Source organism: Roseiarcus sp. (genome assembly GCF_052145395.1).
In the GTDB taxonomy this organism is placed as follows: Bacteria; Pseudomonadota; Alphaproteobacteria; order Rhizobiales; family Beijerinckiaceae; genus Roseiarcus.
Genome location: NZ_JBKQOT010000628.1, coordinates 1 through 22277 on the forward strand (window position 1 = coordinate 1; position 22277 = coordinate 22277).

The 22277-nt window shown below is 63.5% G+C and carries 21 protein-coding genes; 15 read left to right on the forward strand and 6 right to left on the reverse strand.

Features of this window, described 5'->3' with window-relative positions:
- The 4 genes from ACLP25_RS21590 to ACLP25_RS21605 form a co-directional block, all read right to left on the reverse strand.
- A partial coding sequence (locus ACLP25_RS21590) for a molybdopterin-dependent oxidoreductase (RefSeq protein WP_442471197.1) occupies positions 1 to 717 on the reverse strand: 717 nt, incomplete at its 3' end.
- 96 nt (positions 718 to 813) lie between these two features.
- A complete protein-coding gene (locus tag ACLP25_RS21595; RefSeq protein WP_442471198.1) occupies positions 814 to 2157 on the reverse strand; it encodes an FYDLN acid domain-containing protein in 1344 nt (447 codons plus the stop codon).
- A gap of 125 nt (positions 2158 to 2282) precedes the next feature.
- The gene (locus tag ACLP25_RS21600) at positions 2283 to 3467 is read right to left on the reverse strand and encodes a DUF535 family protein (protein ID WP_442471199.1); all 1185 of its coding nucleotides are present in this window, start codon (positions 3465 to 3467) and stop codon (positions 2283 to 2285) included.
- 319 nt (positions 3468 to 3786) lie between these two features.
- Positions 3787 to 4974 (reverse strand): class I SAM-dependent methyltransferase, encoded by a 1188-nt coding sequence (locus ACLP25_RS21605; protein ID WP_442471200.1) that lies wholly within the window; start codon positions 4972 to 4974, stop codon positions 3787 to 3789.
- Between the two features lie 235 nt (positions 4975 to 5209).
- Here ACLP25_RS21605 and ACLP25_RS21610 point away from each other — a divergent pair, with 235 nt between their 5' ends.
- The gene (locus tag ACLP25_RS21610) at positions 5210 to 5638 is read left to right on the forward strand and encodes an Hsp20 family protein (RefSeq protein WP_442471201.1); all 429 of its coding nucleotides are present in this window, start codon (positions 5210 to 5212) and stop codon (positions 5636 to 5638) included.
- A 49-nt stretch (positions 5639 to 5687) separates the two neighbouring features.
- Complete coding sequence (locus ACLP25_RS21615) at positions 5688 to 5960, forward strand: DUF1150 family protein (RefSeq protein WP_442471202.1); 273 nt, start codon at positions 5688 to 5690, stop codon at positions 5958 to 5960.
- A gap of 169 nt (positions 5961 to 6129) precedes the next feature.
- Here the strand turns inward: ACLP25_RS21615 and ACLP25_RS21620 are convergent, their stop codons facing one another.
- On the reverse strand, positions 6130 to 6822 hold the full coding sequence (locus ACLP25_RS21620; RefSeq protein WP_442471203.1) for a GntR family transcriptional regulator: 693 nt from the start codon (positions 6820 to 6822) through the stop codon (positions 6130 to 6132).
- 174 nt (positions 6823 to 6996) lie between these two features.
- Here ACLP25_RS21620 and ACLP25_RS21625 point away from each other — a divergent pair, with 174 nt between their 5' ends.
- The 11 genes from ACLP25_RS21625 (at position 6997) to ACLP25_RS21675 (ending at position 19906) form a co-directional block, all read left to right on the forward strand.
- Positions 6997 to 8130: a sugar ABC transporter substrate-binding protein gene (locus tag ACLP25_RS21625; RefSeq protein WP_442471204.1), complete on the forward strand. Its 1134-nt coding sequence runs from the start codon at positions 6997 to 6999 to the stop codon at positions 8128 to 8130.
- Positions 8131 to 8194: 64 nt separating this feature from the next.
- Positions 8195 to 9751: a sugar ABC transporter ATP-binding protein gene (locus ACLP25_RS21630; RefSeq protein ID WP_442471205.1), complete on the forward strand. Its 1557-nt coding sequence runs from the start codon at positions 8195 to 8197 to the stop codon at positions 9749 to 9751.
- Between the two features lie 2 nt (positions 9752 to 9753).
- Positions 9754 to 11829, forward strand: a complete 2076-nt coding sequence (locus tag ACLP25_RS21635; RefSeq protein WP_442471217.1) for an ABC transporter permease — start codon at positions 9754 to 9756, stop codon at positions 11827 to 11829.
- Between the two features lie 17 nt (positions 11830 to 11846).
- On the forward strand, positions 11847 to 12638 hold the full coding sequence (locus tag ACLP25_RS21640; protein WP_442471206.1) for an SDR family oxidoreductase: 792 nt from the start codon (positions 11847 to 11849) through the stop codon (positions 12636 to 12638).
- A 28-nt stretch (positions 12639 to 12666) separates the two neighbouring features.
- The gene (locus ACLP25_RS21645) at positions 12667 to 13599 is read left to right on the forward strand and encodes a 3-keto-5-aminohexanoate cleavage protein (RefSeq protein WP_442471207.1); all 933 of its coding nucleotides are present in this window, start codon (positions 12667 to 12669) and stop codon (positions 13597 to 13599) included.
- Between the two features lie 15 nt (positions 13600 to 13614).
- Positions 13615 to 14493, forward strand: a complete 879-nt coding sequence (locus ACLP25_RS21650) for an SMP-30/gluconolactonase/LRE family protein (protein ID WP_442471208.1) — start codon at positions 13615 to 13617, stop codon at positions 14491 to 14493.
- A 39-nt stretch (positions 14494 to 14532) separates the two neighbouring features.
- Positions 14533 to 15408 (forward strand): SMP-30/gluconolactonase/LRE family protein, encoded by an 876-nt coding sequence (locus tag ACLP25_RS21655; RefSeq protein WP_442471209.1) that lies wholly within the window; start codon positions 14533 to 14535, stop codon positions 15406 to 15408.
- Between the two features lie 235 nt (positions 15409 to 15643).
- Complete coding sequence (locus tag ACLP25_RS21660) at positions 15644 to 16234, forward strand: hypothetical protein (RefSeq protein WP_442471210.1); 591 nt, start codon at positions 15644 to 15646, stop codon at positions 16232 to 16234.
- Complete coding sequence (locus ACLP25_RS21665) at positions 16231 to 18471, forward strand: CHAT domain-containing protein (protein WP_442471211.1); 2241 nt, start codon at positions 16231 to 16233, stop codon at positions 18469 to 18471. Before ACLP25_RS21660 ends, ACLP25_RS21665 begins: the two co-directional genes overlap by 4 nt.
- A 13-nt stretch (positions 18472 to 18484) precedes the next feature.
- On the forward strand, positions 18485 to 19105 hold the full coding sequence (locus ACLP25_RS21670; RefSeq protein WP_442471212.1) for a glycoside hydrolase family 108 protein: 621 nt from the start codon (positions 18485 to 18487) through the stop codon (positions 19103 to 19105).
- Between the two features lie 51 nt (positions 19106 to 19156).
- Positions 19157 to 19906, forward strand: a complete 750-nt coding sequence (locus tag ACLP25_RS21675; protein ID WP_442471213.1) for a hypothetical protein — start codon at positions 19157 to 19159, stop codon at positions 19904 to 19906.
- A 101-nt stretch (positions 19907 to 20007) separates the two neighbouring features.
- On the opposite strand, the gene thyX is transcribed toward ACLP25_RS21675, so the two are convergent.
- Entirely contained in the window at positions 20008 to 20373 is a 366-nt protein-coding gene (gene thyX / locus ACLP25_RS21680; protein WP_442471214.1) for an FAD-dependent thymidylate synthase, read from the reverse strand.
- Positions 20374 to 20446: 73 nt separating this feature from the next.
- On the opposite strand from thyX, the gene ACLP25_RS21685 reads away from it, so the two are divergent.
- Both ACLP25_RS21685 and ACLP25_RS21690 read left to right on the forward strand, forming a co-directional pair.
- A complete protein-coding gene (locus tag ACLP25_RS21685; protein WP_442471215.1) occupies positions 20447 to 20914 on the forward strand; it encodes a hypothetical protein in 468 nt (155 codons plus the stop codon).
- A 394-nt stretch (positions 20915 to 21308) separates the two neighbouring features.
- Positions 21309 to 22100 carry a thymidylate synthase gene (locus ACLP25_RS21690; protein WP_442471216.1) on the forward strand — a complete coding sequence of 264 codons (792 nt, stop codon included), beginning with the start codon at positions 21309 to 21311 and terminating at the stop codon, positions 22098 to 22100.
- Positions 22101 to 22277 lie beyond the last annotated feature (177 nt).

Genomic DNA, 22277 nt, shown 5'->3' on the forward strand with positions numbered 1-22277 from the left:
GGTCCCGTAATAGCCGGGAACGACCAGCCGCACAGGAAATCCGTTGAGCCAAGGCAGGTCCTCGTCGTTCATCGCATAGGCGACCATGACCTCTCCGTCGCGCGCATGGTCGATGTCGAGCGCCTTGACGAAGGCCGGCGTCAGGACCGGGTGGTCCAGACCCTGGAACGAGACCTGCACGACGCCAGGCTTGACTCCCGCCTTTGCCAGAAGCGCTTTCAGGGGAACGCCTTTCCAGCGCGCACAGCCCATCGCGCCGTTGGTGAGTTGTCCGCCCGCGACGCGCGGATTGAAGAAGCCGCGCCCGTTGCCGGAACATTGATTGACCGCGACGACTTCGACCGGCTCGAAGTCGGTCTTGAGATCGTGAAGCGACAGCGAAAGGGGATTGTCGACCTCGCCTCCGACCGTCAGCCGGTATGCGTCCGGGTCGATGGAGAGCGGAATATTGGCCAGGTGGTACCGGACGAAAAAGGCGTCGTTCGGGGTGATCGGCCCCTCGTCGAACACGCTGAACGGCGTCTCGAGCTGCGGCGGACGAGTCGTGAGGCGGATGAGCGGCTGCTTCCCGGGATAGGCCACGAGCGGGCGCTCGCCATTGGCTATCGGCAACGTGACCGTCGCATCCGCCGCAAGCGCCATGCTCCCGCCGCTTGCGGCGAGCGCCCCGGCCCCGGCCGTCAGCGCAAATCTGAACGTTTCTCGTCGAGTGAGCATGGCCGGCCCCGAGACAGCCCCTAAAGGGCGTACAGATAACGGAATCGATCAGGCGCGGCAAGGCGAAGGCGGCGTCGACTTTCGCCCCCGGGCTACTCAGCGCACGATCGTCAGCCGCTTCGCCGCCCGCGTCAGGCCGGTGTACAGCCACCGCGCCCGGTGCTCGCGGAAGGCGTAGCTTTCGTCGAACAGAAGCACGGCGTCCCACTGCGAGCCCTGCGCCTTGTGGACGGTCAGCGCATAGCCGTAGTCGAACTCGTCGGACTCGCGCCGGATCGGATAGGCGAGTTCGGCCTCGGTCCCCTCGAAGAACGCCTTCAGCACCGCGACCTTGACCGACTTCGCCGCGCCCTCGTCCTCAGAGCGGACGGTCAGGCGGACGAAGTCCTTCACCACGCCGCCCAGCGCCTCGACACGCCATAAGCCCCCGTTGATCAGGCCCTTGGTCTTGTCGTTGCGCAGGCACACCAGCCGGTCCCCGGCGACCGGCAGCGGCTCCTTGAAGCCGCTGAGGTCGCGGATGCGCTGGTTATAGGCGCGCCGCGTGCGGTTCGTCCCCACCAAGACCTGGTCGGCGGCGAGAACCTGCGCGGCGTCAATGGCGGCGCGGCGGATGACGCGGCTTTCGCCGTAAGAGCCGTCCTTCAATTCGCCGCCGCCGCGCACGATCTGGGACAGGCGGATGATCGGGTTGTCCTCGGCCTGACGGTGGATCTGGGTCAGCATCACGTCGGGCGCGTGCTCGGTGAAGTAGCCGCCGCCCTTGACCGGCGGGAGCTGGAACGGGTCGCCAAGCACCAGAATCGGCTTGCCGAACGACAAGAGGTCGCGCGCGAGCTCGGCGTCCACCATCGAGCATTCGTCGATCACGATTAGGCTCGCCCGCGACGCCGGGCCGTCCTCGTTGAGGGTGAAGGTCGGGGCGCCGTCGGCGCCCTCGCTCGCCCGGTAGATGAGGGCGTGGATGGTGGTCGCGTCCCAGCAGCCGTGGGCGCGCATCACCATCGCCGCCTTGCCGGTGAAGGCGGCGAAGGCCGTTTCGCCCGCGGCCGCCTCGGCCACATGGCGCGCGAGCGTCGTCTTGCCGACCCCGGCGTAGCCGAACAGGCGGAACACCGGGGGGTCGCCGTCCTTCAGCCAGCGGCCGACCCTGTCGATCGCCTCCGCCTGCTCGCGCGTCCATTCGCGCGCGCGCGGCATCTTGGCAACCGCCGGCGGCGCGGGAGGCGGCGGCGGCGCGACAGGTTCATTCGGTGCGTCCGGAGCGCTTTTAGCGGCTTTTGCGGCCTTCGCCTCGTCAGGTTTGACCGAAGGCTTCGCCTTTTTCGGCTCGACCTTGGCCCCGCAGCGCGAGCAGGTCGCCGGCTTGCGGCCGAGATCGTAGAATTTGGCGCCGCAAGCCGGGCACTGACGCTTGGTTCCGAGTCTGCCGATCGCCATTCTGCCCATGGCCCAGATGAACCCGCCCTTTAGGCTCCCGCCCGGCGAATCAACGATGAATTCAGGATTTCAGGCAACGTCTTAACATCGATTTTCGTGAACAGCCGAAGAGCCGCGGGGGTCGTTCAGCGCAGCGCGCGGGCCGGCATTTCAGACTCGTCCTGACCTTGAGCCGGGACGGCTTCGCTGCGATCGAAGCTGATCGTATCGCGCCATGTGATGCGCGTTGCGTTCGTTATTTCCTTCTTGAACTCGCGTTTCCACTGCTTGCGCCCCCGATGCCCGGGTCCTATCGGCTTTTCCGGCAAGGGGACCTCGAAGAAATAGAAGCCTTCGCTTGGCCCGGTCGCCCCAACGGATTGGAAAAAATGATCGTACGCTCGTTCGAGCAGTTCATCTCCGCTCTGTTCAAATGAAAGCTGATTGGTGGCGGCTACGCCTGCGACGGTCCGAATATCAATCGCCAGAGCGATGCCCTGCAGTACGGCAATGAGAACTGCTTGCGGGGCGACTTCGCCCATTTGTTTTGTCGCTAGACGTATTTCCGGAAAATGCCCTACCTTTCCCTGTAGTCGTGAGACCAATATCACATGTTGTTCTTCATATATTCCAAGTACATGCCCGGGTACAATGGAAAAAGCAAGGCTATATATTGCTTTACTTCCAGTATTAAATTGGAGAAGGACCTCTCCTTCATTATCTAGCTCTCTGTTAGATTGAAATGTAACTGTGTAGGCGTTGGCTTCCCGACTCCAATTAAATAAACACACGTCTTCTTTCAGCATCGTTTGAAATGCGCTCGGCGACATCGCGCCGGCCAGATAAGAGTAGTGATGGAAAAAGCAAATATATTTGTCCCTATCCCCAAAATAATTTGCTAACTGTCTGCGGCCGATGCATTTCAGGAGCGACATCGCGCTTATATTTACCGCATAATTCTTATGCTCCTCCGAATCGACAATTCGGCTAACAAGTTCCCAATGCGTCGCCCTTTCGGACAGGTGATGTTGAATCGCCGACTCGCTTTCAGGATTACGTTTTAGCATTCGCTTGTAGCACTGAATAACGTCGTGTCTCGTTGCGTCAGAATCTCCTAATCTTTTTTTGACTTCTTCTGAATAGATGAAGCGTTCAATGAGACGCCAAAGCGAATTCGTATCCGACAAGTGAGTCTGAATGACCTCCTCGTTTTCCGGGTCCCGCTTGAGAATGGTTCTGTAACATTGGATCACGTGCTCGCGACTTATCTCCGTCTCGTCACTTCCATGTTCCTCGCTTGTAACGTCCACTTCGCTGCCGTTTGACACCACGTCCCTTATCCCAATGAAGCACCCGCGCAACAGTGTCGGAGGCTGATGCCTGTAGCTTAACGACCTCGTTTTGTGCGAAGTCTTTTAGGCAAGGCGGCGTATACGCCATTTGGCGGAACCGCGTCCCCAAAGACTAACCACACGGTGACCTCGGATAATTCGTCATCCTTCTCGCGATTCTGTTTCCTCAGCACGGAATGAGCAAACGCCAACATGATCTCGTTGTTAGTATGGTGGAGGCAGCGGGAGTTTGTGGCGATCGTCGCCGGAGAGCGGCCATTCCTTGCGCCGGTCAATTGGCGCCGAACGCGAGCCGCCGCTAGGTTTTCCCAAACGTGAAGACATGGAGAATTTCGTCGGGGTGTCCGGGCTCTTCGTGGACGTCCATCAGCCAGCAATGCTGGTCGCGAGCAATCTTCAGCACGGCATGCGCCGGCATCGCGTGACGTTCCGCCAGCCGAACGACTTGCCGAGCAGCGTTCCCATCGTCCAAGCCTCGCGCGAGCAAGCCATCCAGCTCGCGCAGCTCACGACTGGTCTCGCTCATATATTCATCCAGATGGAAGGAATATCCGCTGATGTAAGTCGGAAGGACAACAATTGCCGTTCCGTTGGCTTCCAATCGCTTGAACGTCTCCGCGAGTATAGCGCCAATAACAGGCGGGGGATTGTGCGGAAGGACCGCACGCGAGAACCACAGGTCATATTCTTTCGTGGGCATCAGATCGTCGGGAGTCGTCAGCAGAAACTCGATGTTGCCCATCCTTTCGGCGCTGGCGTATCGCATGGCGAGGTCCAAATGGGACGACGAAATGTCGATCCCCGCTACGCTTGCGAATGTGCGCGCCAAGGGGATCGTGCTCCGCCCGACCCCACAGCCGTATTCGATGACGCGCTTGACGTCTTTTGGAGATCGACCGACGCGTCGGAGAAGGGCGACGACAAGATCCCTGTCGTCGTTTCCCGATCTGTAGAATTCACCTTGATTGTCGCTCCATTGGCTCACGAGAAACTTCTCGCCCGCTCCCATTGACCAGTACGGCTCGGCCTTGCCAACCCTGGCCCAGTAGGAGGCGGTTCGCGCGAGCATCGCTCTGATTGTCGACGGATCCGCATCGATGTCGACATGCGGCGGCGGCTCGAAAGCGAGAAATGGACCGGCGGATGTGAACCCCTGGTTTCGGAATTCCGGGGACCCCAGAAACGTGGTTCTCAGATCGGCGATGGACCGATGAGATTCCCGGTGGCCTCGGACGACATCCTCGCTCTCCGGCATGCGTCCGAGAATAAACCGATAGGCGTTGCGAACGTCTTCGTCGGAAATCGTCATCGATCCCTCACCGAAAAAGTCTCTGTAAATTGATCGATGCCGCCGATCAACCGCAACGAACAGCGCTATGAACGGAAACGGCGAACGGGCGGCGCGCGGCGCCCTGGCTCGTCTGTCGTTCGTTCGCGTTCTCTGGCTTCGGCGCAGCCCCTTTGCCCAAATCCGCGAATCAACCATTGATTCAGGATTTCAGCGCAGCCTTTTACCAGAATTCTCAGGATGCGCCGACACGCCGTGTAGGCCGAAGGGCTGTGGGCGCCGGCCTTGAACGGTCCGATCGCGGACCTATATCGTTTTCCGGAAGGCGGGCTCGCGTTCGCATTCGGGGCCGCCGACCGGAATTGACAGCAACGCGGCCGGGGCGCTTCCGATGAAGGTCCTTAGGTCCCGTGAAGCGCCTCGAGGGGCTTCCATGGTGCGTGTGACGGCGTTGAGCTCGCCCTTTCTGCTCGGCTTCGACGATATCGAGCGCGCGCTCGACAAGGTGTCGAAGTCGGCCGGGGACGGCTATCCTCCCTACAACATCGAGCGCATCGCCGCGGCAGGCGGCGAGCCGGAAAAACTGCGCATCACTTTGGCGGTGGCGGGGTTCGCGCGCGATCAGATCGAGGTCACGATCGAGGAGAATCAGCTCACCATCCGCGGCCGCCAGCAGGAGGACAAGACGCCGGAGTTTCTGCATCGCGGCATCGCCGCGCGGCAGTTCCAGCGAAGCTTCCTGCTCGCCGAGGGCATGCAGGTGCTGGGGGCCGATCTGGCCCAGGGCATGCTTTCGATCGATCTAGCCCGGCCGCAGCCGGAACGGACCGTGCGAAAGATTCAGATTTCGACGCGCGACTGACCGTTGGCGTCCCGAGCGGGGTTTCGGGCCGCCGAGAAGGAGGGACACAATGACCAATGCAACGACCAATGCAACGGAAAAGGCGCTGGGGTTGACGCCTCAGGAATTCGCGCACCTCGGCGACGGGGCGCTCGCCTATGTGAAGGCAATCAATTCGGAAGACGTCGCGCGTCTCTTTCCTAAGGCGCCCGCGCTTCGCCCGGGGGTAAAACTATTCGCCCTGCTCGGCGCCGATGGCTCGCCGATCATGCTGACCGACTCCCGCGACGCAGCCATCGCCAACGCCTGGGAGCACGAACTGCAGACCGTCAGCCTGCACTGACCCCATGGGGAGAGGCCTCGCGCCGCAGATGACCGGCGCGGGGAGACCGGCTTAAAGCGGCGATCCGGACATTCGACAGGACGGCCCGACGCGGGCCTCTCTCGATCTGATGCGCGACGCCCCGGAGAATGGCGCGGTCGCGAAACCCTCCGCAGAGCCTCAAGCGCCCTCACTGCGCCATCTCGGCGCTGAGCAGAGAGGCAAACACCCGATAGGCAGCTTCGATGTCGTCTCGCAGCGCCCGGCTGACCGCCAATTCATCGCGCGCGCGAAGCCCGGCGAGCATGAGTTGGTGCTGCTTGTTCGCCACAAAATAGTTTCCGGACGCGTGGAGAAGGTGAAAGTACGGGCTGATCTGCAGCCATAAGGTCTCAATGATCGCGAGCAGCGCTTCAGAGCGCGCCGCGCCGTAGACGCCGAAATGGAACGCGCGGTTCCAGCGCAGGTATTGCTTGTTATCGCCGCGGCGGACCGCCTCGTCCATCGCTCCGACGCATTCGTCCAGATGCTTGAATTCGGCGTCTCCAAGGTTCGGGGTCGCCCACACGGCGGCGATCGACTCCACTTCGACCCGCACCCGCCTGAGGTCGGCAAGGCGCTCCCCGGAAAGGGGCGGAACGCCAATCGAGCGGCCCGAGATGACCGTCAGCACGCGCGCAGCGGTCAGCCGTTGCAGGGCTTCTCGCACAGGCATGGCGCTGACGCCGAACGCGTCGGCGAGCGCCTGAATGGTGATGAGCTGCCCCGGCGCGATCTCGCCGTTCAGGATCAGCTCGCAAAGCTGCCGAAAAACCTGATCCTGCATCGTGTTTCGCGGGACCCGAGCGACCGGCAGCCCCGCCCTCAAAAGCGTATCGCTCATACCCTTCGTTCCATTTCGCGGGCCTGCAGCCGGTCGCAGCCTGTCCCTTGAGGCCGCCGCCTGTCGCAATCTTGCCAAGCTTATGATCATTGATCTATGATCACAAGGCCGACACGTTTGCTGCAAAAAGTGCAATAACGGTCCGTCCAATAGGGACGATGTGGGAGGACAGCTATGAAGGGCAGATTGCGAAAATGGCTCGCCTGCGCCGGCGCCGCCGTTCTGGCGGGCAGCTTTGGCTGCGGCGGGGGCGCGCACTCCGCCGACAAGAAATTCAAGATTTTTCTGTCGATGAGCTACATCGGCAACGACTGGCAGGCCGAAGCGGCCAACATGGTCAAAGCCATGGCCGCGCACAAGGACTTTGCCGATAAGGTCGACCTTCAGGTGCAGGTCGCCGGTCCGAATGCGCAGCGTCAGATTCAGCAGATCAACGCCATGGTGCAGCAGGGCGCCCGGGCGATCATCGTCTATCCGATCTCTCCGACGGCCTTGAACAACGCGGTCAAGAACGCCTGCGACAAGGGCGTGATGATCATCGCCTATGACGCCCAGATCACCGAGCCGTGCGCCTATAACGTCTCGATCGACCAGGAAGAAGCGGGACGCGTGACCGCAGAGTGGCTCGCCAAGAAGCTCAACGGCAAAGGCGATATCGTGATGATCACCGGCGTTCCCGGGACGTCGGTCGACACCTTGCGCACCAAGGCGGCCAAGGAAGTTTTCGCCAAGTATCCAGACATCAAGATCGACGCCGAGGCGGTGGGCATGTGGAGCCAGGCCGTGGCCCGGACGGAGCTCTCGAAGATTCTCGCCACGCGGAACTGGGACCAGATCGACGGCCTTTGGATGCAGGTCGGCTGCTACACGGCCAACACCATGCAGATCGAGGCCGGCAAGAAGCCCGACCAGCTCAAGCCTTGCGCCGGCGAAGGCTCCAACGGGGGCCGCATCCAGATGCTTCCGGCAGGAACCGAGGTCGAGGGGGCCAACGCCACCTACGCCCCAATGGGGGCGCCGCGCATCTCGTATGCTTCGCCCCCCTATGCGGGCGGATATGCGTTGAAGCTCGCGGTCGAAAAGCTCGAGGGCAAAGACGTCCCGAAGCGCATCACCTTGCCGTTGCCGCTCGTGACCAACGACACGATCAAGTACTGCAAGGAGGGGTCGTGGGCCGAGATGAAGGAAGGCTGCAACGCGTTCCCGCCTGCGCTGGTGCCCAATCCCGGCTGGTTCGCCTCGATCTATTCGCCCGAGACGCCGGAAATCGGATTGCAGGCCGCTCTCGTAGGCCAGCCTGAACCCTGATCGGAAGGAAGCGGCGTCCGGTTCGCCGGGCGCCTCGTCTTGCTTTTCGACCGCGAGGTCGTCCGTGTCAGACACGACTCATCCAGGCGCAGCGGGCGTCCCGGCGATCTCCGTCGAGCACGCGCGGAAAGCCTACGGCGCGACGATCGCGGTCGACGACGCCTCCTTCTCCATCGCGCAGGGCGCCGTTCATGCGCTGCTCGGCGAGAACGGCGCCGGCAAATCAACGATCGTGAAGTTGCTTTCCGGTCTCACCCAGCCCGACTCGGGAAGCTTGCGCCTGTTCGGCGAGGACGCGCGCTTCTCCTCGCCGCGGGACGCCCAAGCTCGCGGAATCCAGACCGCGTTCCAGGAAATGACGTTGGTCGGCGACCTGACGGTTCTCGACAACATGCTGCTGCCGCGCGGTCAGGTCGGGCCAAGCGGAATGATTCGCCGCCGTCAGGCGCGGGCGCTGGTCGCCGCGCATTTCGACGCGCTCGGCATGAGAGATGTGCGGCTGGACGACGAGATCGGCGAACTGGACCTCGCGGTCCAGCAAAAGATCGAAATCGCCCGGGCACTGTTCCGGAAGCCGCGCATCCTTCTGCTCGACGAGCCGACGTCGACTCTCACCGGACGCGACGTCGAGTGGCTCGGCGGAATCATCGAGCGGCTCTGTGCCGAGAGCGTGACGATCGTGTTCATATCGCATCGCCTGCGGGAGGTGAGAGCCTTCTGCGACACGATGACGGTGCTGCGCAACGGCAGGCATATCGCGACCGGTCCGGTCGCGTCCTACCCCGACGACGAGGTCATCCGCATGATCGCCGGGCGCGCGCTTTCCCATGCGTTCCCGCCCCGGCCCAAAGACCGGCCGGGCTTCGGCGCCGAGGTGCTCGCCGCCGAGCGCATCTCGACTTCCGGCAAGCTCCGCGACGCCTCGTTCAGCCTGCGGGCCGGCGAGATTCTGGGGGTCGCCGGCCTTCAGGGCATGGGGCAACTCGATCTTTTCCTCGCGTGCTTCGGCATGGCCGACGTGACGGCGGGACGTCTCCGGGTCGATGGCGAGCCGATCGTGATCACCTCGCCGACGGACGCGGTGCGCGCCAACATCGGCATCAGCCTCGTCCCCGAGGACCGCAAGACCGAGGCGCTGTCGCTGACGTTGAGCGGCATGCACAACGCGTCCCTGCCGGTGATCGACCGGTTCACCCGTGGGCCGCTTATCGACGTCGCTCGCGAGACCGCGGCGGTCGAAGCGATATTCGAGCGGGTCGACGTGGATCGCCGGGCGTTGTGGACGCGCGTCGGAGCGCTTTCCGGGGGCAACCAGCAGAAGATCGCCATCGCCAAGTGGCTGCTCGCCGAGAGCCGTGTCCTGCTGCTGTTCGATCCGACCCGCGGCATCGACGTCGGCACCAAAAACGAACTCTATCGTCTCATTCGCGCCTATGCGGACGCGGGCGGAGCGGTTCTCCTTCATTCGACCGAAATTCCCGAGCTCGTCTATCTCTGCGATCGCGCGCTCGTTTGCTACGCCGGCCGGATCGTCTCGGAGATTCCGGCGGATCAGCTGTCGGAAGAGGCGATCCTGCGCGCCGCGCTGGGCGCCGAGGCCGTGCCGCGGAGGGCGGCGTGACGATGGCGACCGCAGCGACCCACTCGCGCGAACTCCTCGCCGCGCCCTCACCGTTCAAGCGTCTGGCGCGGGAGAGGCGGCTTTTGATCGCCGTCGCAGTCTTCCTCGTGCTGCTTGCGACCGTGGCCAGCATCGGGTCGGTCCGGCTCACCTACTACGACCTTTCGCAGCTCGCAGCGAGCGGGGCCCCGCTCGCCCTTGCAGCGATCGGCCAGACCATCGTCATTTTGTCGGGCGGTTTCGATCTCTCGGCTGGCGCGGCGATCTCGCTCGTCAATGTCGCGCTCGCTTCGAGCCTCCAGAACCCGTCGCTGTCGCCGCTCGCCGTCGTCGCCGCGGGCGTCGGGATCGGGATGGCGTGCGGCGCCTTCAACGGTTTCTTCGTCGCCGTCCTGCGCATGCAGCCGATCGTGGTGACGCTCGCGACCATGTTCATTCTCCAGGGCGTGACCCTGCTGATCATGGACAAGCCCGGCGGGCAGGTTTCCCCGGCGCTCAGCGACCTCTTGCTCGGCGACGCGGTTCCGAGCGTCCTGCCGAAGCCGGTGCTGCTGATCCTCCTGGTTCTGGCGGCGTGGGCCTGGGTCAAGCGGACCAACTTTGGCGTCGCCCTCTACGCGGTCGGCAGCGACGTCGAATCGGCGCGTGCGGTCGGCGTGCCGACGCGCAGGGTGCAGTTCATGGTCTTCGTCGTGGGCGGCGGCTGTTATGGCCTCGCCGGCGTCTTCATCAGCTCGCAGACGGGATCGGCCGATCCGCTGATCGGAAACCCGATGCTGCTTCAGATGTTCGCCGCCGTCGTCGTCGGCGGAACCACGCTCGGCGGAGGACGCGGCGGTCCGCTTGGCTCGGTCTTCGGCGCCTACATTTTGATGATGGTGGTCAACATCCTCCTCGTCCTCAATGTGTCGGCCTATTATTCGACCGTTGCGGAAGGGTCGATCCTCATTCTCGCGGTCCTCGCTGCGGATCTGCGGCCAGGCTCGCCGCTCGCCCGGCACATCCGCCATGTCGTACTCAGGACGAGGGCGCGCGCGAGAGGGGACCTCCCGTCCCAGCGCTCAGCGGACGCCCGGCGTCTCCGCCTGCCGGCCTTCGACAGGCCGGCGCGCGCCGCCGGTTCTGCGACGCCCAACATTCTCGTCCGCAATGCGGAAGCGCTACGCTTCGCTCTGCCTTCCTATGTCTGCTTCGTCCTGGTGGTTCTTGCGACGCAAGCGACGCTCGGCCACGCGCTGACAAACTGGTCCTATTACAATTCGCTGGTCGTCCTCTCTTCGTTCCTGGCGGTGCTTGCGCTCGGGCAGGGGACCGTTATTCTGACGGGCGGCCTCGACCTCTCCGTGCCCTGGACCATCGGACTTAGCGGCATTTTGCTCGCCGGACTGGTCAAGGGATCTGACGCCGCGCTTCTCTATGCGTTGCCGGTTGCGCTCTTCGTCGGCCTCGCGGTGGGTTTCGTCAACGGCGCCGGCATCGTCCTCCTCGGCGTCTCGCCGATCGTCATGACGCTCGCCGTCAACGGGATCCTGCAAGGCGCCGCCCTCGTCTACTCCAATGGCACTCCCGACGGCTTTTCCTCGCCGCTCCTCAGGCGGTTCATGACGGACCACGAGTTCATCGTCACGCCCGTCGTCGTGTTCATCGCCCTCTTCGTCGTCGTCGCTGTTCTGCTGCTCGGCCGCACGGCCTTCGGCCGCCGCGTCTACTCGATCGGCAACGGCGAGCGAGTCGCGGCGCTCTCCGGAGTGCCGGTCAGCCAGACGCTGATCGGCGTCTACATGCTGTCCGGCCTGTGCTCGGCGATTGTCGGGATCCTGCTGACCGGCTTCTCCGGACAAGCGAGCCTCGGCATGGGCGACGAGTACCTGCTGCCGTCGATCGCCGTCGTGGTGATCGGCGGCGCCCTCATCACCGGCGGCCGCGGCAGCTATCTTGGCATGCTCGGCGGCGCGTTGCTCCTGACGGCGCTGCAGACGCTGCTCGCGGGCACGACGCTTCCCTATGCGACCCGGACCATCCTCTTCGGCCTCGTTGTCCTCGCTGCGGTAATGGCGCTGCGCGACAAGCGGGGTTGAGCAGAAGGGAGCGCTTCATGAGCGAATCCACCGACGTATTCGCCCTTCCCGAGAGGTTGCGGGTTCTGGTCACGGCCGGCGCCTCCGGGATCGGCCGCGCGATCAGCGACCTGCTCATCGCCAGGGGGGCGCGCGTGCACATCTGCGACGTGTCCGACGATTTTCTCGCCGAGTTTCGCGGCGCCCATGGCGACGCCGGCGCGACCAAGGCGGACGTCGCGTCGGACGACGACGTGTCACGCCTTTTCGCCGAGGTGGAGAAGTCGCTCGGCGGCCTCGACGTCCTCATCAACAATGCGGGGGTGGCGGGACCGACGGGCGGCGTCGAGGAGATCCGTCCCGAGGATTGGCAACGGACGATCGACGTCTGCCTGACCGGCCAATTCCTTTGCGCCCACTACGCGGTGCCGATGCTTAAAAGCGCAGGCGGCGGCGCGATCGTCAATCTGTCCTCGGCGGCGGGACGTTTCGGATACGCGTTCCGCACGCCCTATTCGGCCGCGAAATGGGGCGTCATCGGCCTGACCCAGAGCCTCGCCAAGGAACTGGGCCCCGCCAACATCCGTGTAAACGCGATCCTTCCTGGGATTGTCGAGGGGCCGCGCATGACGGGCGTGATCGCCGCGCGCGCCAAGCAGATGAACGTCACCTACGAGGCGATGGAGAAGACCTATCTCGATCGCGTCTCGCTGCGCCGCATGGTGACGGCCGATGACGTCGCCGCTACGGTGGCCTATCTCGTCTCGCCCGCCGGCCGCAATATCTCCGGCCAAGCCATCGGCGTGGACGGAAACGTCGAAGCGCTGTGAAGAAACTGAGTCATCAAAGGAGACCGCAATGGCGTCGAGCAACAAGGTCATCATCACCTGCGCAGTCACCGGCGCGATCCATACGCCGTCGATGTCGCCCTATCTGCCGGTGACCGCCGATGAGATCGCCGAGGCGGCGATCGGCGCGGCGGAGGCGGGCGCGGCGATCGTCCATCTTCACGCGCGCGACGAGAAGACGGGACGGCCCGACCAGAGCCCGGAGGCGTTCGCGCGCTTCCTGCCGCGGATCAAGCAATCGACCAAGGCGGTGGTGAACCTGACGACGGGCGGCGCGCCCTATATGACGGTCCAGGAGCGGGTCAAACCCGCCGAAGTGTTCCAGCCCGAGGTCGCCTCGCTCAACATGGGCTCGATGAATTTCGGCCTCTTTCCGATGCTCGACCGCTTCAAGACGTTCAAGCACGATTGGGAGCCGCAGGCGCTGGAAAACTCGCGCGATCTCGTGTTCCGCAACACCTACAAGGATATCGAGTTCGTGCTCAGCACGCTCGGAGACGCCGGCACACGGTTCGAGTTCGAGTGCTACGATACCGCCCACCTCTACAATCTCGCGTATTTTCTCGAGCGCGGGATGGTGAAGCCGCCCCTCTTCGTGCAGACCGTGTTCGGCATACTCGGCGGCATCGGCCCGCATCCGGAGGATGTGCTCCACATGAAGCGCACCGCCGATCGTCTGTTCGGCAAGCAGTACAAATGGTCGGTGCTCGGCGCCGGCCGAAATCAGCTGCCCATCGCCGCCCAAGCTGCGGCAATGGGCGGCAACGTGCGCGTCGGTCTCGAGGATTCGCTTTGGGCCGGGCCGGGGCGGCTCGCGACCAGCAGCGCCGAGCAGGTGCGCGCGGTGCGCCAGATTCTCGAGGGCCTAGGCCTTTCGATCGCGAGCCCTGACGAGGCGCGCGAGATCCTGGAGCTCAAGGGCGGCGACCGCGTCGCGTTCTGATGCGGGGATCGACACATGCTGCGGATCGAGCTCCTCATCGACGCCCATGCCGAGCTCGGCGAAGGGCCGCTTTGGGACGTCGCCGAACAGCGTCTCTTCTGGATCGACAGTCTCGGCGCCAAGGTCCATTCCTGCGACGCGCGCGGCGGCGACCCGAAGAGCTGGGCCGTGCCGGAGCACATCGGTTCGCTCGCCCTGCGCAAGTCGGGCGGCGCCGTCGTCGCGCTCCGCGACGGCTTCTATGCGCTCGATTTCGGCAACGGCGCCTGCCGCAAGCTCGCTGATCCCGATCCGGGCAAGCCGCGCATCCGGATGAACGACGGCAAGGTCGACCGGCAGGGCCGCTTCGTCGCCGGCTACATGGACTATGAGGAGCGCGATCCCATCTGCGGGCTCTTCCGTCTTGATCCCGGTGGGAGGGTTGCGAAACTCGATGACGGCATCGTCTGCTCGAATGGGCCGTGCTGGAGCCCGGACGGGCGCACGTTCTACTTCTCGGACACCTATACCCGCGAGATCTGGAGCTACGATTACGACGCCGAAACCGGAGCCGCGACCAACCGCCGCGTCTTCTCATCCTTTCCGGACGCGGGCCTGAAGGGCTTGCCGGATGGGGCGACCGTCGACGCGGAAGGCTTCGTCTGGAGCGTGTCGGTCTACGAGGGCAAGCTCGTTCGCTTCTCGCCCGAGGGCAAGCTCGACCGTGTCGTCGGCCTTCCGGTCGAAAGCACGACCAGCCTCACCTTCGGCGGTCCCGGCCTCGATATCGCCTATGTCACCTCGATGGCCCGAGCCGTCAAAGGCGTGAAGCCGAAGGAGTGCGAGGCGGGCGCGCTGTTCGCGGTCCATGGCCTCGGCGTAAGGGGCCTGCCCGAGCCGCGCTTCGCCGGGTGATGGCGATCCATGTGACAGGTCGGGAACGGGAGGAAGCTCATGCGCATAGACGTGCTGATCGACGTCAAGACGGTGCTCGGCGAGGGGCCGCTTTGGGACGTCGACGAGCAACGGCTCTATTTCATCGACAGCTTCGGCTGCAACGTCTTCCGCTGCACGGCCGACGGCGGCGAGGTCCGCGCCTGGGACGTGCCCGGCAAGATCGGCTCGATGGCGCTGCGCAAGCAGGGCGGAGCGGTCCTGTCGCTCGAGAACGGCTTTCACTTCCTCGATTTCAAGTCCGGCGAGTGCCAGTTGATCGTGGACCCGGAACCCGACAAGCCGGCCAACCGGATCAACGACGGCAAGGTCGACAAGCGGGGCCGCTTCGTCGCAGGCTCGATGGACACGATGGAGGAGGGGCCAAACGGCGCGCTCTATCGCCTCGATCCCGATCTCTCCCTGCACAAGCTCGATGACCGGATCGTCGTCTCGAATGGGCCGTGCTGGAGCCCGGATGGCCGCATCTTCTACTTCGCCGACACCTGGTCCGGCGAAATCTGGGCCTACGATTACGACCTCGATACGGGCGCAGTCTCCAACAAGCGCACGTTCTGCAAAGTCGACCGCTCGGGAGGCGGCGCCGCCGACGGCTCGACCGTCGACGCCGAGGGCTGTCTGTGGAACGCGCAAGTCTACGACGGCAAGGTCGTCCGCTACACGCCGGAGGGTAAGGTCGAGCGCGTCATCGACATGCCGGTCAAGAAGGTGACCAGCGTGATGTTCGGCGGACCCGACCTCGACATCCTCTATGTGACGTCGATGGCCAAGCCGCCTTTGCCGCGCTTCCCCGGCGACGGCGTTCTGCGCGGCAGTCTGTTTGCGATCACCGATCTCGGCATTCGCGGCGTTCGCGAGCCCCGCTTCGCCGGCTGAACGAATGTCTCGAGGAGGATCGATCGCAGTTCAAAGGGGTAGGGCGGCGCGCGGATCGCCCGGGCCCCCGCGACGGGGTTGCGCCTTCGCCCGCCTGAAGGCGGCCTCCCGGACGAGGGCTTGTGGAATTCGCCCAGTTCCGTCAAGCTGACGACCGTCGAGGCTGGCGTCCGTCGAATGTCGGGTGAAAGCAGGCGGACAGCGCGGTCGTTGACGAACGAGGGGCGCGGGCGCGATGGGCGACATCCTTCCGGATGGGGTGGAAGCGCTCAAGATCGACTTGTCGGTCGTCCACGGCCATCTTGCGTTCGCGCGTTTTCCTGTCCTCGTCGGCCACTACAACGGCGATACGTTTGCAGGGACGGAGGCGCGACTGGATCGGGCGCTCGCCGGGCGCCTCACCGAACGGCGCATGATGGGACTGTACCCTGGCCGGGTCGGAACCAACACGGTGCTGCTCGATCCGACTTCCAGGCCCTCGGGCGCCGTCGTGGTCGGACTCGGCGAGCCCGCCGACCTTTCGCTCGGGGCGCTCCGCGGAACCATGCGGCAGGGGATTCTCGCGTTCCTGGCCGAGAAAATGGACCAGGCCAGCGCCAGTCCAGACGCGGTGGCGTCGGAGACGCGGCTGGGACTGAGCGCTCTCCTCGTCGGCGCGGGCGAGGAGGGACTTGATCGCCACAGCTGCGTCCTTGCGCTGTTGCAGGCGGCGAGCGAGGCGAGCGCAGTTTTGGCCGGCGTCCAGAGACCCCATCCCAGCCTCGGCTCGATCGAGATCGTGGAGCTTTGGGAAGACCGCGCCGGGAAACGTGGCGCGCCGTCATGAAGACGGTCGAAAGCGACCCCGCGATGTTGAGCGTCTTCGACCGCCCGAACGAGGTGAGGCCGTGCGGCGGCGGACGCCCGCATGCGCCGATCGGCCGCGATCCCAACGGGTGGCAGCCGATCCAGATCACCATGCCCCGCGGCGAAACGCCCGCGGATCGCAGCCTTTCCTTCACGATCGGCGGCGGATTTGCGCGCGCGGAGGCGAGGACGATCGCCGCCGACCTCGATCTCGTCGCGCCGCTTATGCGCAGGACGTTCAGAAATATCGATCTCGACGGCTCGCCCACGTCGCCGGGGCGCACTCTGTTCGGGCTCCTGTGGCCCGAGTCGCTGAAGAATCAGAGCGCCGACGACAGAAACCGTCGCTTGATTCTCGACGAAGCGAGCGCTGCGTTTCCCTGGGAGCTTCTCGACGACCGACGCCCCTGGATCAGCGGCGACGGCGTGAGCGCTCCGGCCCGCGAACCCCCCGCCGTGCGCGCGCGGATGGTCCGGCAGTTGTTGCAGATGCGGCCCCCGGCAAAGGGTCCCCCGTCACGCGGCGAGCGGAGGGCGCTTGTAATCGGCGATCCCGGCGCTGAGCCGCCGGAGGGTTTCCGGAGGCTTCCAGGGGCGAAAGCGGAGGCGGACGCGATCGCGAACTTATTGCAAAATGACCAGCAGCCTTACGGTGTCACGAAACTTGTGGAGGCTGCAGCGACGCCGGAACAGATCTGCAAACAGCTGTTCGGACAAGCCTGGGACATCGTTCACATTTCCGCCCACGGCGTCGTTGACAGTTTGCTGACCGGTTCGGACGGGACCAAGCGGCGCATGACGGGTATCGTTCTGGGGGGCGGCGTCGTGTTGGGTCCGCCAACATTGTCCAAGTTGCCCGTCAGTCCGAGCATCGTCTTCGTCAATTGCTGCAATCTCGGAAAAATTGATGAGGTCGCCGAGGACAAGGCTCGCCAGGAGAGCCTGGAGGGGCGACCAGAATTTGCCGCGAGCGTCGCCGTGGAGTTGATCAAGCTCGGCGCGCGCTGCGTTATTGTCGCGGGATGGGAGGTCGATGACGACGCCGCCAACGCGTTCGGCGTGACCTTCTACGCGCAGATGCTTCAAGGCGCGACTTTCGGCGACGCGACCTGGAGGGCCCGAAGAGCGGCCTACGATTTGAAGCGAAAGAGCAACACCTGGGGCGCATACCAATGCTATGGGGACCCGGACTATCGGTTGCGCGTCGTTGCGTTGGACAGCCCAGCCAGAATAAGCGACCATCAATTCGACGCGATCTTCGAAGCGATCGAAGCCGCTCAGCGGATCAGCGGAGACCTGAACATCGGCCTGGAGCGTGACGACACGGACCAGCGAATCCGGGTCGAGCGCATCGAGGAGGAGGCGAAAAGCCGGAAATGGTACGGCTCCGCGCCTCTGCGAGTCGCTCTGGCGGAGGCGCGGGCGGAGCTGGGCGACCTTTCGGAGGCGATCGACCACTATATGGCCGCGGTCGCGAGCGCGGACGCCGGTTTCAAAGTGAGGGCGGTGGAGCAACTTGCGAATCTGCGCGCCCGCAAAGCCGTCAGGGAGTATCGCAAAGCTTCTGCCGAAACGCGGGACCCGGCGACGACGGTCGCGACCATCAACGGCGAGCTCCAAAGGCTCCAGAGCCTCACGGAGGCCGTCGGGCCAAGTCTGGAGCGGCTCTCCTTGCAAGGCGGATGCTGGAAACGGCTGGCGCAGGTTCAGGCGTCCAGCCCTGCAGCCGACGAAGCCCTGCGACGGATGGCGGATTGCTACGATCAGGCGGTCGAACTCGCCGGCAACGATCCGGGATACCCGTGGCTCATGGCCTGCGCCGCCCGCGCATGCCTCGCCGCGCGCAGCGGGACGGAATGCGACAGCGCCCTAGACCAGGCGGTTCGCGAACAGGCCAATTCGACGCTTGCCGACAAGGACGACTTCTGGGGTCTCATCCGATGGGCGGACGCGCAGACGACCCTCGCCATCGTGCAACAATCAACGCCCTCGTTTGAAGACGCCGAGCGGATCAAGGTCGCGTATCGCCGCGCCTGGCGCCATGTGGGTTCGCCGGTCAAAATGCGCTCGGTCACCGAGCAGCTTGAATTCTACGAGGACATTTTCTCCGATGGGGCGCCGGAGACCGCGACGAGGCGCAAGAGCCTCGCGGCGTGGTTTGCCGAACTCAGAAATTTTGTCGAATCGGAGTTCCCGGGGGTGAAGGCCGCCGGATAAACGGGAGGAAACCATGGACGACGCTTACGCCAACGCGCTCGCATTTGTCCTTCGCTGGGAGGGCGGGTTCGTCAACGACCCGAACGACCATGGCGGTCGGACCAACAAGGGGGTGACGCAACGGGTCTATGACGCGTGGCGCGCAAGCCACAACCAGCCGGCTGCGGACGTCGCCCACATATCCGACCAGGAAGTCTCCGCCATCTACTCGCAAAACTACTGGCAGAAGGCGCTGTGCAACGTCCTTCAGTCGCACATCGACCTGGTGGAGTTCGACACCGCAGTCAACATGGGGCCGAACCGCGCCGTGAAGATGCTGCAACAGGCGGTGGGGGTCGCGGCGGACGGAAATTTCGGGCCCGCGACCAAGCAGGCCTGCGACGCATGCGCTGCCCCCGACGCGGTCGCGCGCTATTGCGAGATTCGCGAGGCGCTTTATCGCCGCTTTGCGCAGGCGCCCGGTCAGGACCGGTTTCTCGCCGGCTGGCTCAATCGGCTCAATTCTCTGCGGGGTGCGGCCGGCGTGCCCGGCTACGCGCGGAGAGGCGACGACACGGTCGATTTCGGCGAGACGGATCATATCGAACGGATTCCCGATCTCGCGCCAGACGAGCCGCTCGAGGACTGGCAATGATCCCGGCCGCACGAGCGCCCCAGAAATCCCATCAACCTTGAGGACGAGATCATGACGGAGATCGTTTCCTTCATCCGGGGTCTTGAACTGCCAGCTGAGCAGCGTCGCGGCGGCGCCGAGCAAGAGCCTCCTCCGGCTTTCAACTCCGTGGAGCAGGCTGTGACGGTGGGCTCGCAGATGACCGAGTTTTCCAAGGATGTGCCCCAGGCGCTCCGCCCGGCGATCAGCAACGGCCTGCTGCTCGGGCAACTCGCAGCGGACAAGGCGACTGCCAAAAATCCCGATCCATTGGCCTGGTTCACCACCTTCAATACCGTGATGAAGGGGATCGGATGGCAATCGACCTTGACCGAACTCAACGAACAGACCATCTCCGACAGGAACGCGGAGCTTCACAAAGCGATCATCCCGATCGTTACCGCCGTCTTCGGCCCCGCGGCGGCCGCGAGTTCGATCATCATCGCGACGTTGAAGGGGCTCGAGTCGATGGACCAGGACGCGCCATGGATCACCGTCTTCGAGCAGCGGAGCAATAAGGTCAGCGCGACAAATTTCGGACTGAGTTTCGTCGACGGCGGCGCCGGAGGGGGAGCGACCTTGAAGACGGTCTACTTTTCGCTGGCTGGTTCGCAAGTCGTGACCCAGGTTCTCTTCTTCAAATTTGCCTCGTCGGACGCAAAGCTGAAGAGCGCGCAATCCCAGATGACCTTGAGCGCGAACACAATTACAATGACGGAGGCGGAGCTCGAAAAGAAAGTCGCCCCGTTCATCGTCGATAACATCAAGAATATCGATATCTGAGCTGTCAGCCCCAAAGCCTGGTCGTACGGGGAGGCTCCGGCCTCGTGCCCGACATACGACCGCTCCACTCCGTGTCTTGCGCCCGAGAGGATGCGCTGCGCTCAGCGGGACGACGAAAGAAGCTCCGTCAACTCCCTCCATTCCCGCGCGGAAAGCCCACTGTCGCCAGCTTCGACTGTTTCCCCGCGGAGCATCCGCCGCACGACCTCCAGCGCGGACCGAGACAGATTCGCGGAACCGAGCCGATATTCCCTAAAAGCCTCGGTGCAGATCGGCGTCCAGCGCTGCAGAATCTCGATCATTTTTTCGGCATAGACACGAATCTCATATTGCGCGTGTGGGTCTGCCCGAAGACGCAAGAAGTGCATCAAATTGTGCAGGTTTATTTTCCAATACCACTGCGTGTACGTGTTCAGCGTCAGGTTGATCCTGGCCAGCTCCCGCGCGAGTCCCTCGTCAGCCTGCACTAATTCAGCACCCCGCGCGGGCCGAATCAGCTATGATACGGTGTCGCGGCGGTGACCTGATAGGGGACGCTGATTGAAGAACGCTCGAAGCGCGGAAGAGATAGCCCGCGAGTATCGCAAACGCCTTGGGGTCGACCACCTGCAGTGGCTTGATCCCATGACGATTCTGACGAAGCTCAGGCATGAAATTTCAGGGTGTGATTTCGCGACGGTAGCTCCGGGCGAAATCGCGCCGGCGCTTGCGAAGTGGGATTCCGGCCGGAAGCTCATCCGGATCGGGGAGGATACTTTCGCCGCTGCGAATATTCCACGATCAGAAGGGCGGGCTCGCTTCAGCATTTTTCACGAAGCTATACACGTGTTGGGCGGCCACGAGGGAGCGTTTAACAGGCTTCCGGGGCGGTCGGAGATCCCGGGCTACGCGCAAAAATTGCGCGCGCTGGAAGCAAGTACCGACAAGATTACGGCGGCGTTTATGGCCCCTCGACACTTAATATCCGACAATTGGTCGGTTGAAGACGTCGCGTTATTTTTGGTATGAGCGCGGAAAGCGCTAAGATTAGAATAGAGGAAGTTAGGGGTTCAGCACGTCCTAGAAGGATTCGACCAGAAGAGGTGACTCAGTTGCTTCTCGATTTAAGCAGGCGTTCGCCTCGCTAAACTGAGCGCTCTTGAGTTCTGGTACCAATTCCATTTTTCCCCAATCGGCAAGTAAGTGCGTGGCGGCTCTTGTGGTGGTAGACCATTCGTTTAGGTTGCTCGCGAAACTAAAATTGCTACTCTCGTGCAGCCTCAATGCGTGGACTATGGCTCGCGTCGCCTCTTGACAGCGCCCATTAGGTTCGCGAGAGGTCATCCCGAGAGATCAGCGATTAGAGAGGGGTGACTACGGGGCATGGTCGCGCAAATCAAGCACACACAAGTGATAGCCTGACATGCGCCCCTATCTCGACCTTATGCGTGACGCGCTGGAGAACGGTGCGGTCAAGGGCGACCGCACCGGGACCGGCGTCCGCTCGCTGTTCGGCCGGCAGATCCGTTTTGACCTCAACAAGGGCTTTCCGCTCGTCACCACCAAGAAGCTGCATCTGAAATCGATCGTGCGCGAGCTCGTCTGGTTCCTGCGCGGCGACACCAACACGGCCTATCTCAAGGCGCACGGGGTCTCGATCTGGGACGAATGGGCCGACGCCAACGGCGACCTCGGCCCGGTCTACGGCAAGCAATGGCGCGCCTGGGAAGGCCCGGACGGACGCAGATACGACCAGATCGACTGGCTGCTCAAGGAAATCCGCCGCAACCCGGACTCCCGCCGCCTGATCGTCTCGGCCTGGAACGTGCCGGACATCGAGCGGATGAAGCTGCCGCCTTGCCACTGCCTGTTCCAGTTCAACGTCACCGAAAAAAAACTCTCCTGCCAGCTTTATCAGCGCTCGGCCGATATTTTTCTCGGCGTGCCGTTCAACATTGCGAGCTACGCCTTGCTGACGCATCTCGTCGCGCGCGAGACGGGTCTCGGCGTTGGCGAGTTCGTCCACACCTTCGGCGACGCGCATCTCTACCGCAATCATGAGGATCAGGCCCGCGAGCAGCTTTCCCGCGAGCCGCGCCCGCTGCCGAAGCTCGTGCTCGGCGATGTGGGCTCCATCTTTGATCTCAACGCCGAGGCGATTTCTTTCGAGGGTTACGACCCCTGGCCCGCGATCAAGGCGACGGTGGCGGTGTGACGTGTATTTATCAGTTGTTAGTCACAAATCTAAATGATTTTGAATATAAGACTGTACTATTTTGGCGTTTAGTGGAATATTGCGCTTCATCCACTCAATTTTATCAGCTTGTTCTGTATAGAATTGGGTCAAGTATTGGTGTCTATACCGACGCTCTCTCCGCTCTAGCATGGTAAA

Coding starts and splice junctions, on each gene's coding strand:
- ACLP25_RS21675 (WP_442471213.1), top strand. CDS start 19,157: ATGACGGAGATCGTTTCCTTCATCCGGGGTCTTGAACTGCCAGCTGAG.
- ACLP25_RS21690 (WP_442471216.1), top strand. CDS start 21,309: ATGCGCCCCTATCTCGACCTTATGCGTGACGCGCTGGAGAACGGTGCG.
- ACLP25_RS21645 (WP_442471207.1), top strand. CDS start 12,667: ATGGCGTCGAGCAACAAGGTCATCATCACCTGCGCAGTCACCGGCGCG.
- ACLP25_RS21635 (WP_442471217.1), top strand. CDS start 9,754: ATGGCGACCGCAGCGACCCACTCGCGCGAACTCCTCGCCGCGCCCTCA.
- ACLP25_RS21595 (WP_442471198.1), bottom strand. CDS start 2,157: ATGGCGATCGGCAGACTCGGAACCAAGCGTCAGTGCCCGGCTTGCGGC.
- ACLP25_RS21620 (WP_442471203.1), bottom strand. CDS start 6,822: ATGAGCGATACGCTTTTGAGGGCGGGGCTGCCGGTCGCTCGGGTCCCG.
- ACLP25_RS21640 (WP_442471206.1), top strand. CDS start 11,847: ATGAGCGAATCCACCGACGTATTCGCCCTTCCCGAGAGGTTGCGGGTT.
- ACLP25_RS21610 (WP_442471201.1), top strand. CDS start 5,210: ATGGTGCGTGTGACGGCGTTGAGCTCGCCCTTTCTGCTCGGCTTCGAC.
- ACLP25_RS21670 (WP_442471212.1), top strand. CDS start 18,485: ATGGACGACGCTTACGCCAACGCGCTCGCATTTGTCCTTCGCTGGGAG.
- ACLP25_RS21605 (WP_442471200.1), bottom strand. CDS start 4,974: ATGGTTGATTCGCGGATTTGGGCAAAGGGGCTGCGCCGAAGCCAGAGA.
- ACLP25_RS21660 (WP_442471210.1), top strand. CDS start 15,644: ATGGGCGACATCCTTCCGGATGGGGTGGAAGCGCTCAAGATCGACTTG.
- ACLP25_RS21625 (WP_442471204.1), top strand. CDS start 6,997: ATGAAGGGCAGATTGCGAAAATGGCTCGCCTGCGCCGGCGCCGCCGTT.
- ACLP25_RS21665 (WP_442471211.1), top strand. CDS start 16,231: ATGAAGACGGTCGAAAGCGACCCCGCGATGTTGAGCGTCTTCGACCGC.
- ACLP25_RS21655 (WP_442471209.1), top strand. CDS start 14,533: ATGCGCATAGACGTGCTGATCGACGTCAAGACGGTGCTCGGCGAGGGG.
- ACLP25_RS21615 (WP_442471202.1), top strand. CDS start 5,688: ATGACCAATGCAACGACCAATGCAACGGAAAAGGCGCTGGGGTTGACG.
- ACLP25_RS21650 (WP_442471208.1), top strand. CDS start 13,615: ATGCTGCGGATCGAGCTCCTCATCGACGCCCATGCCGAGCTCGGCGAA.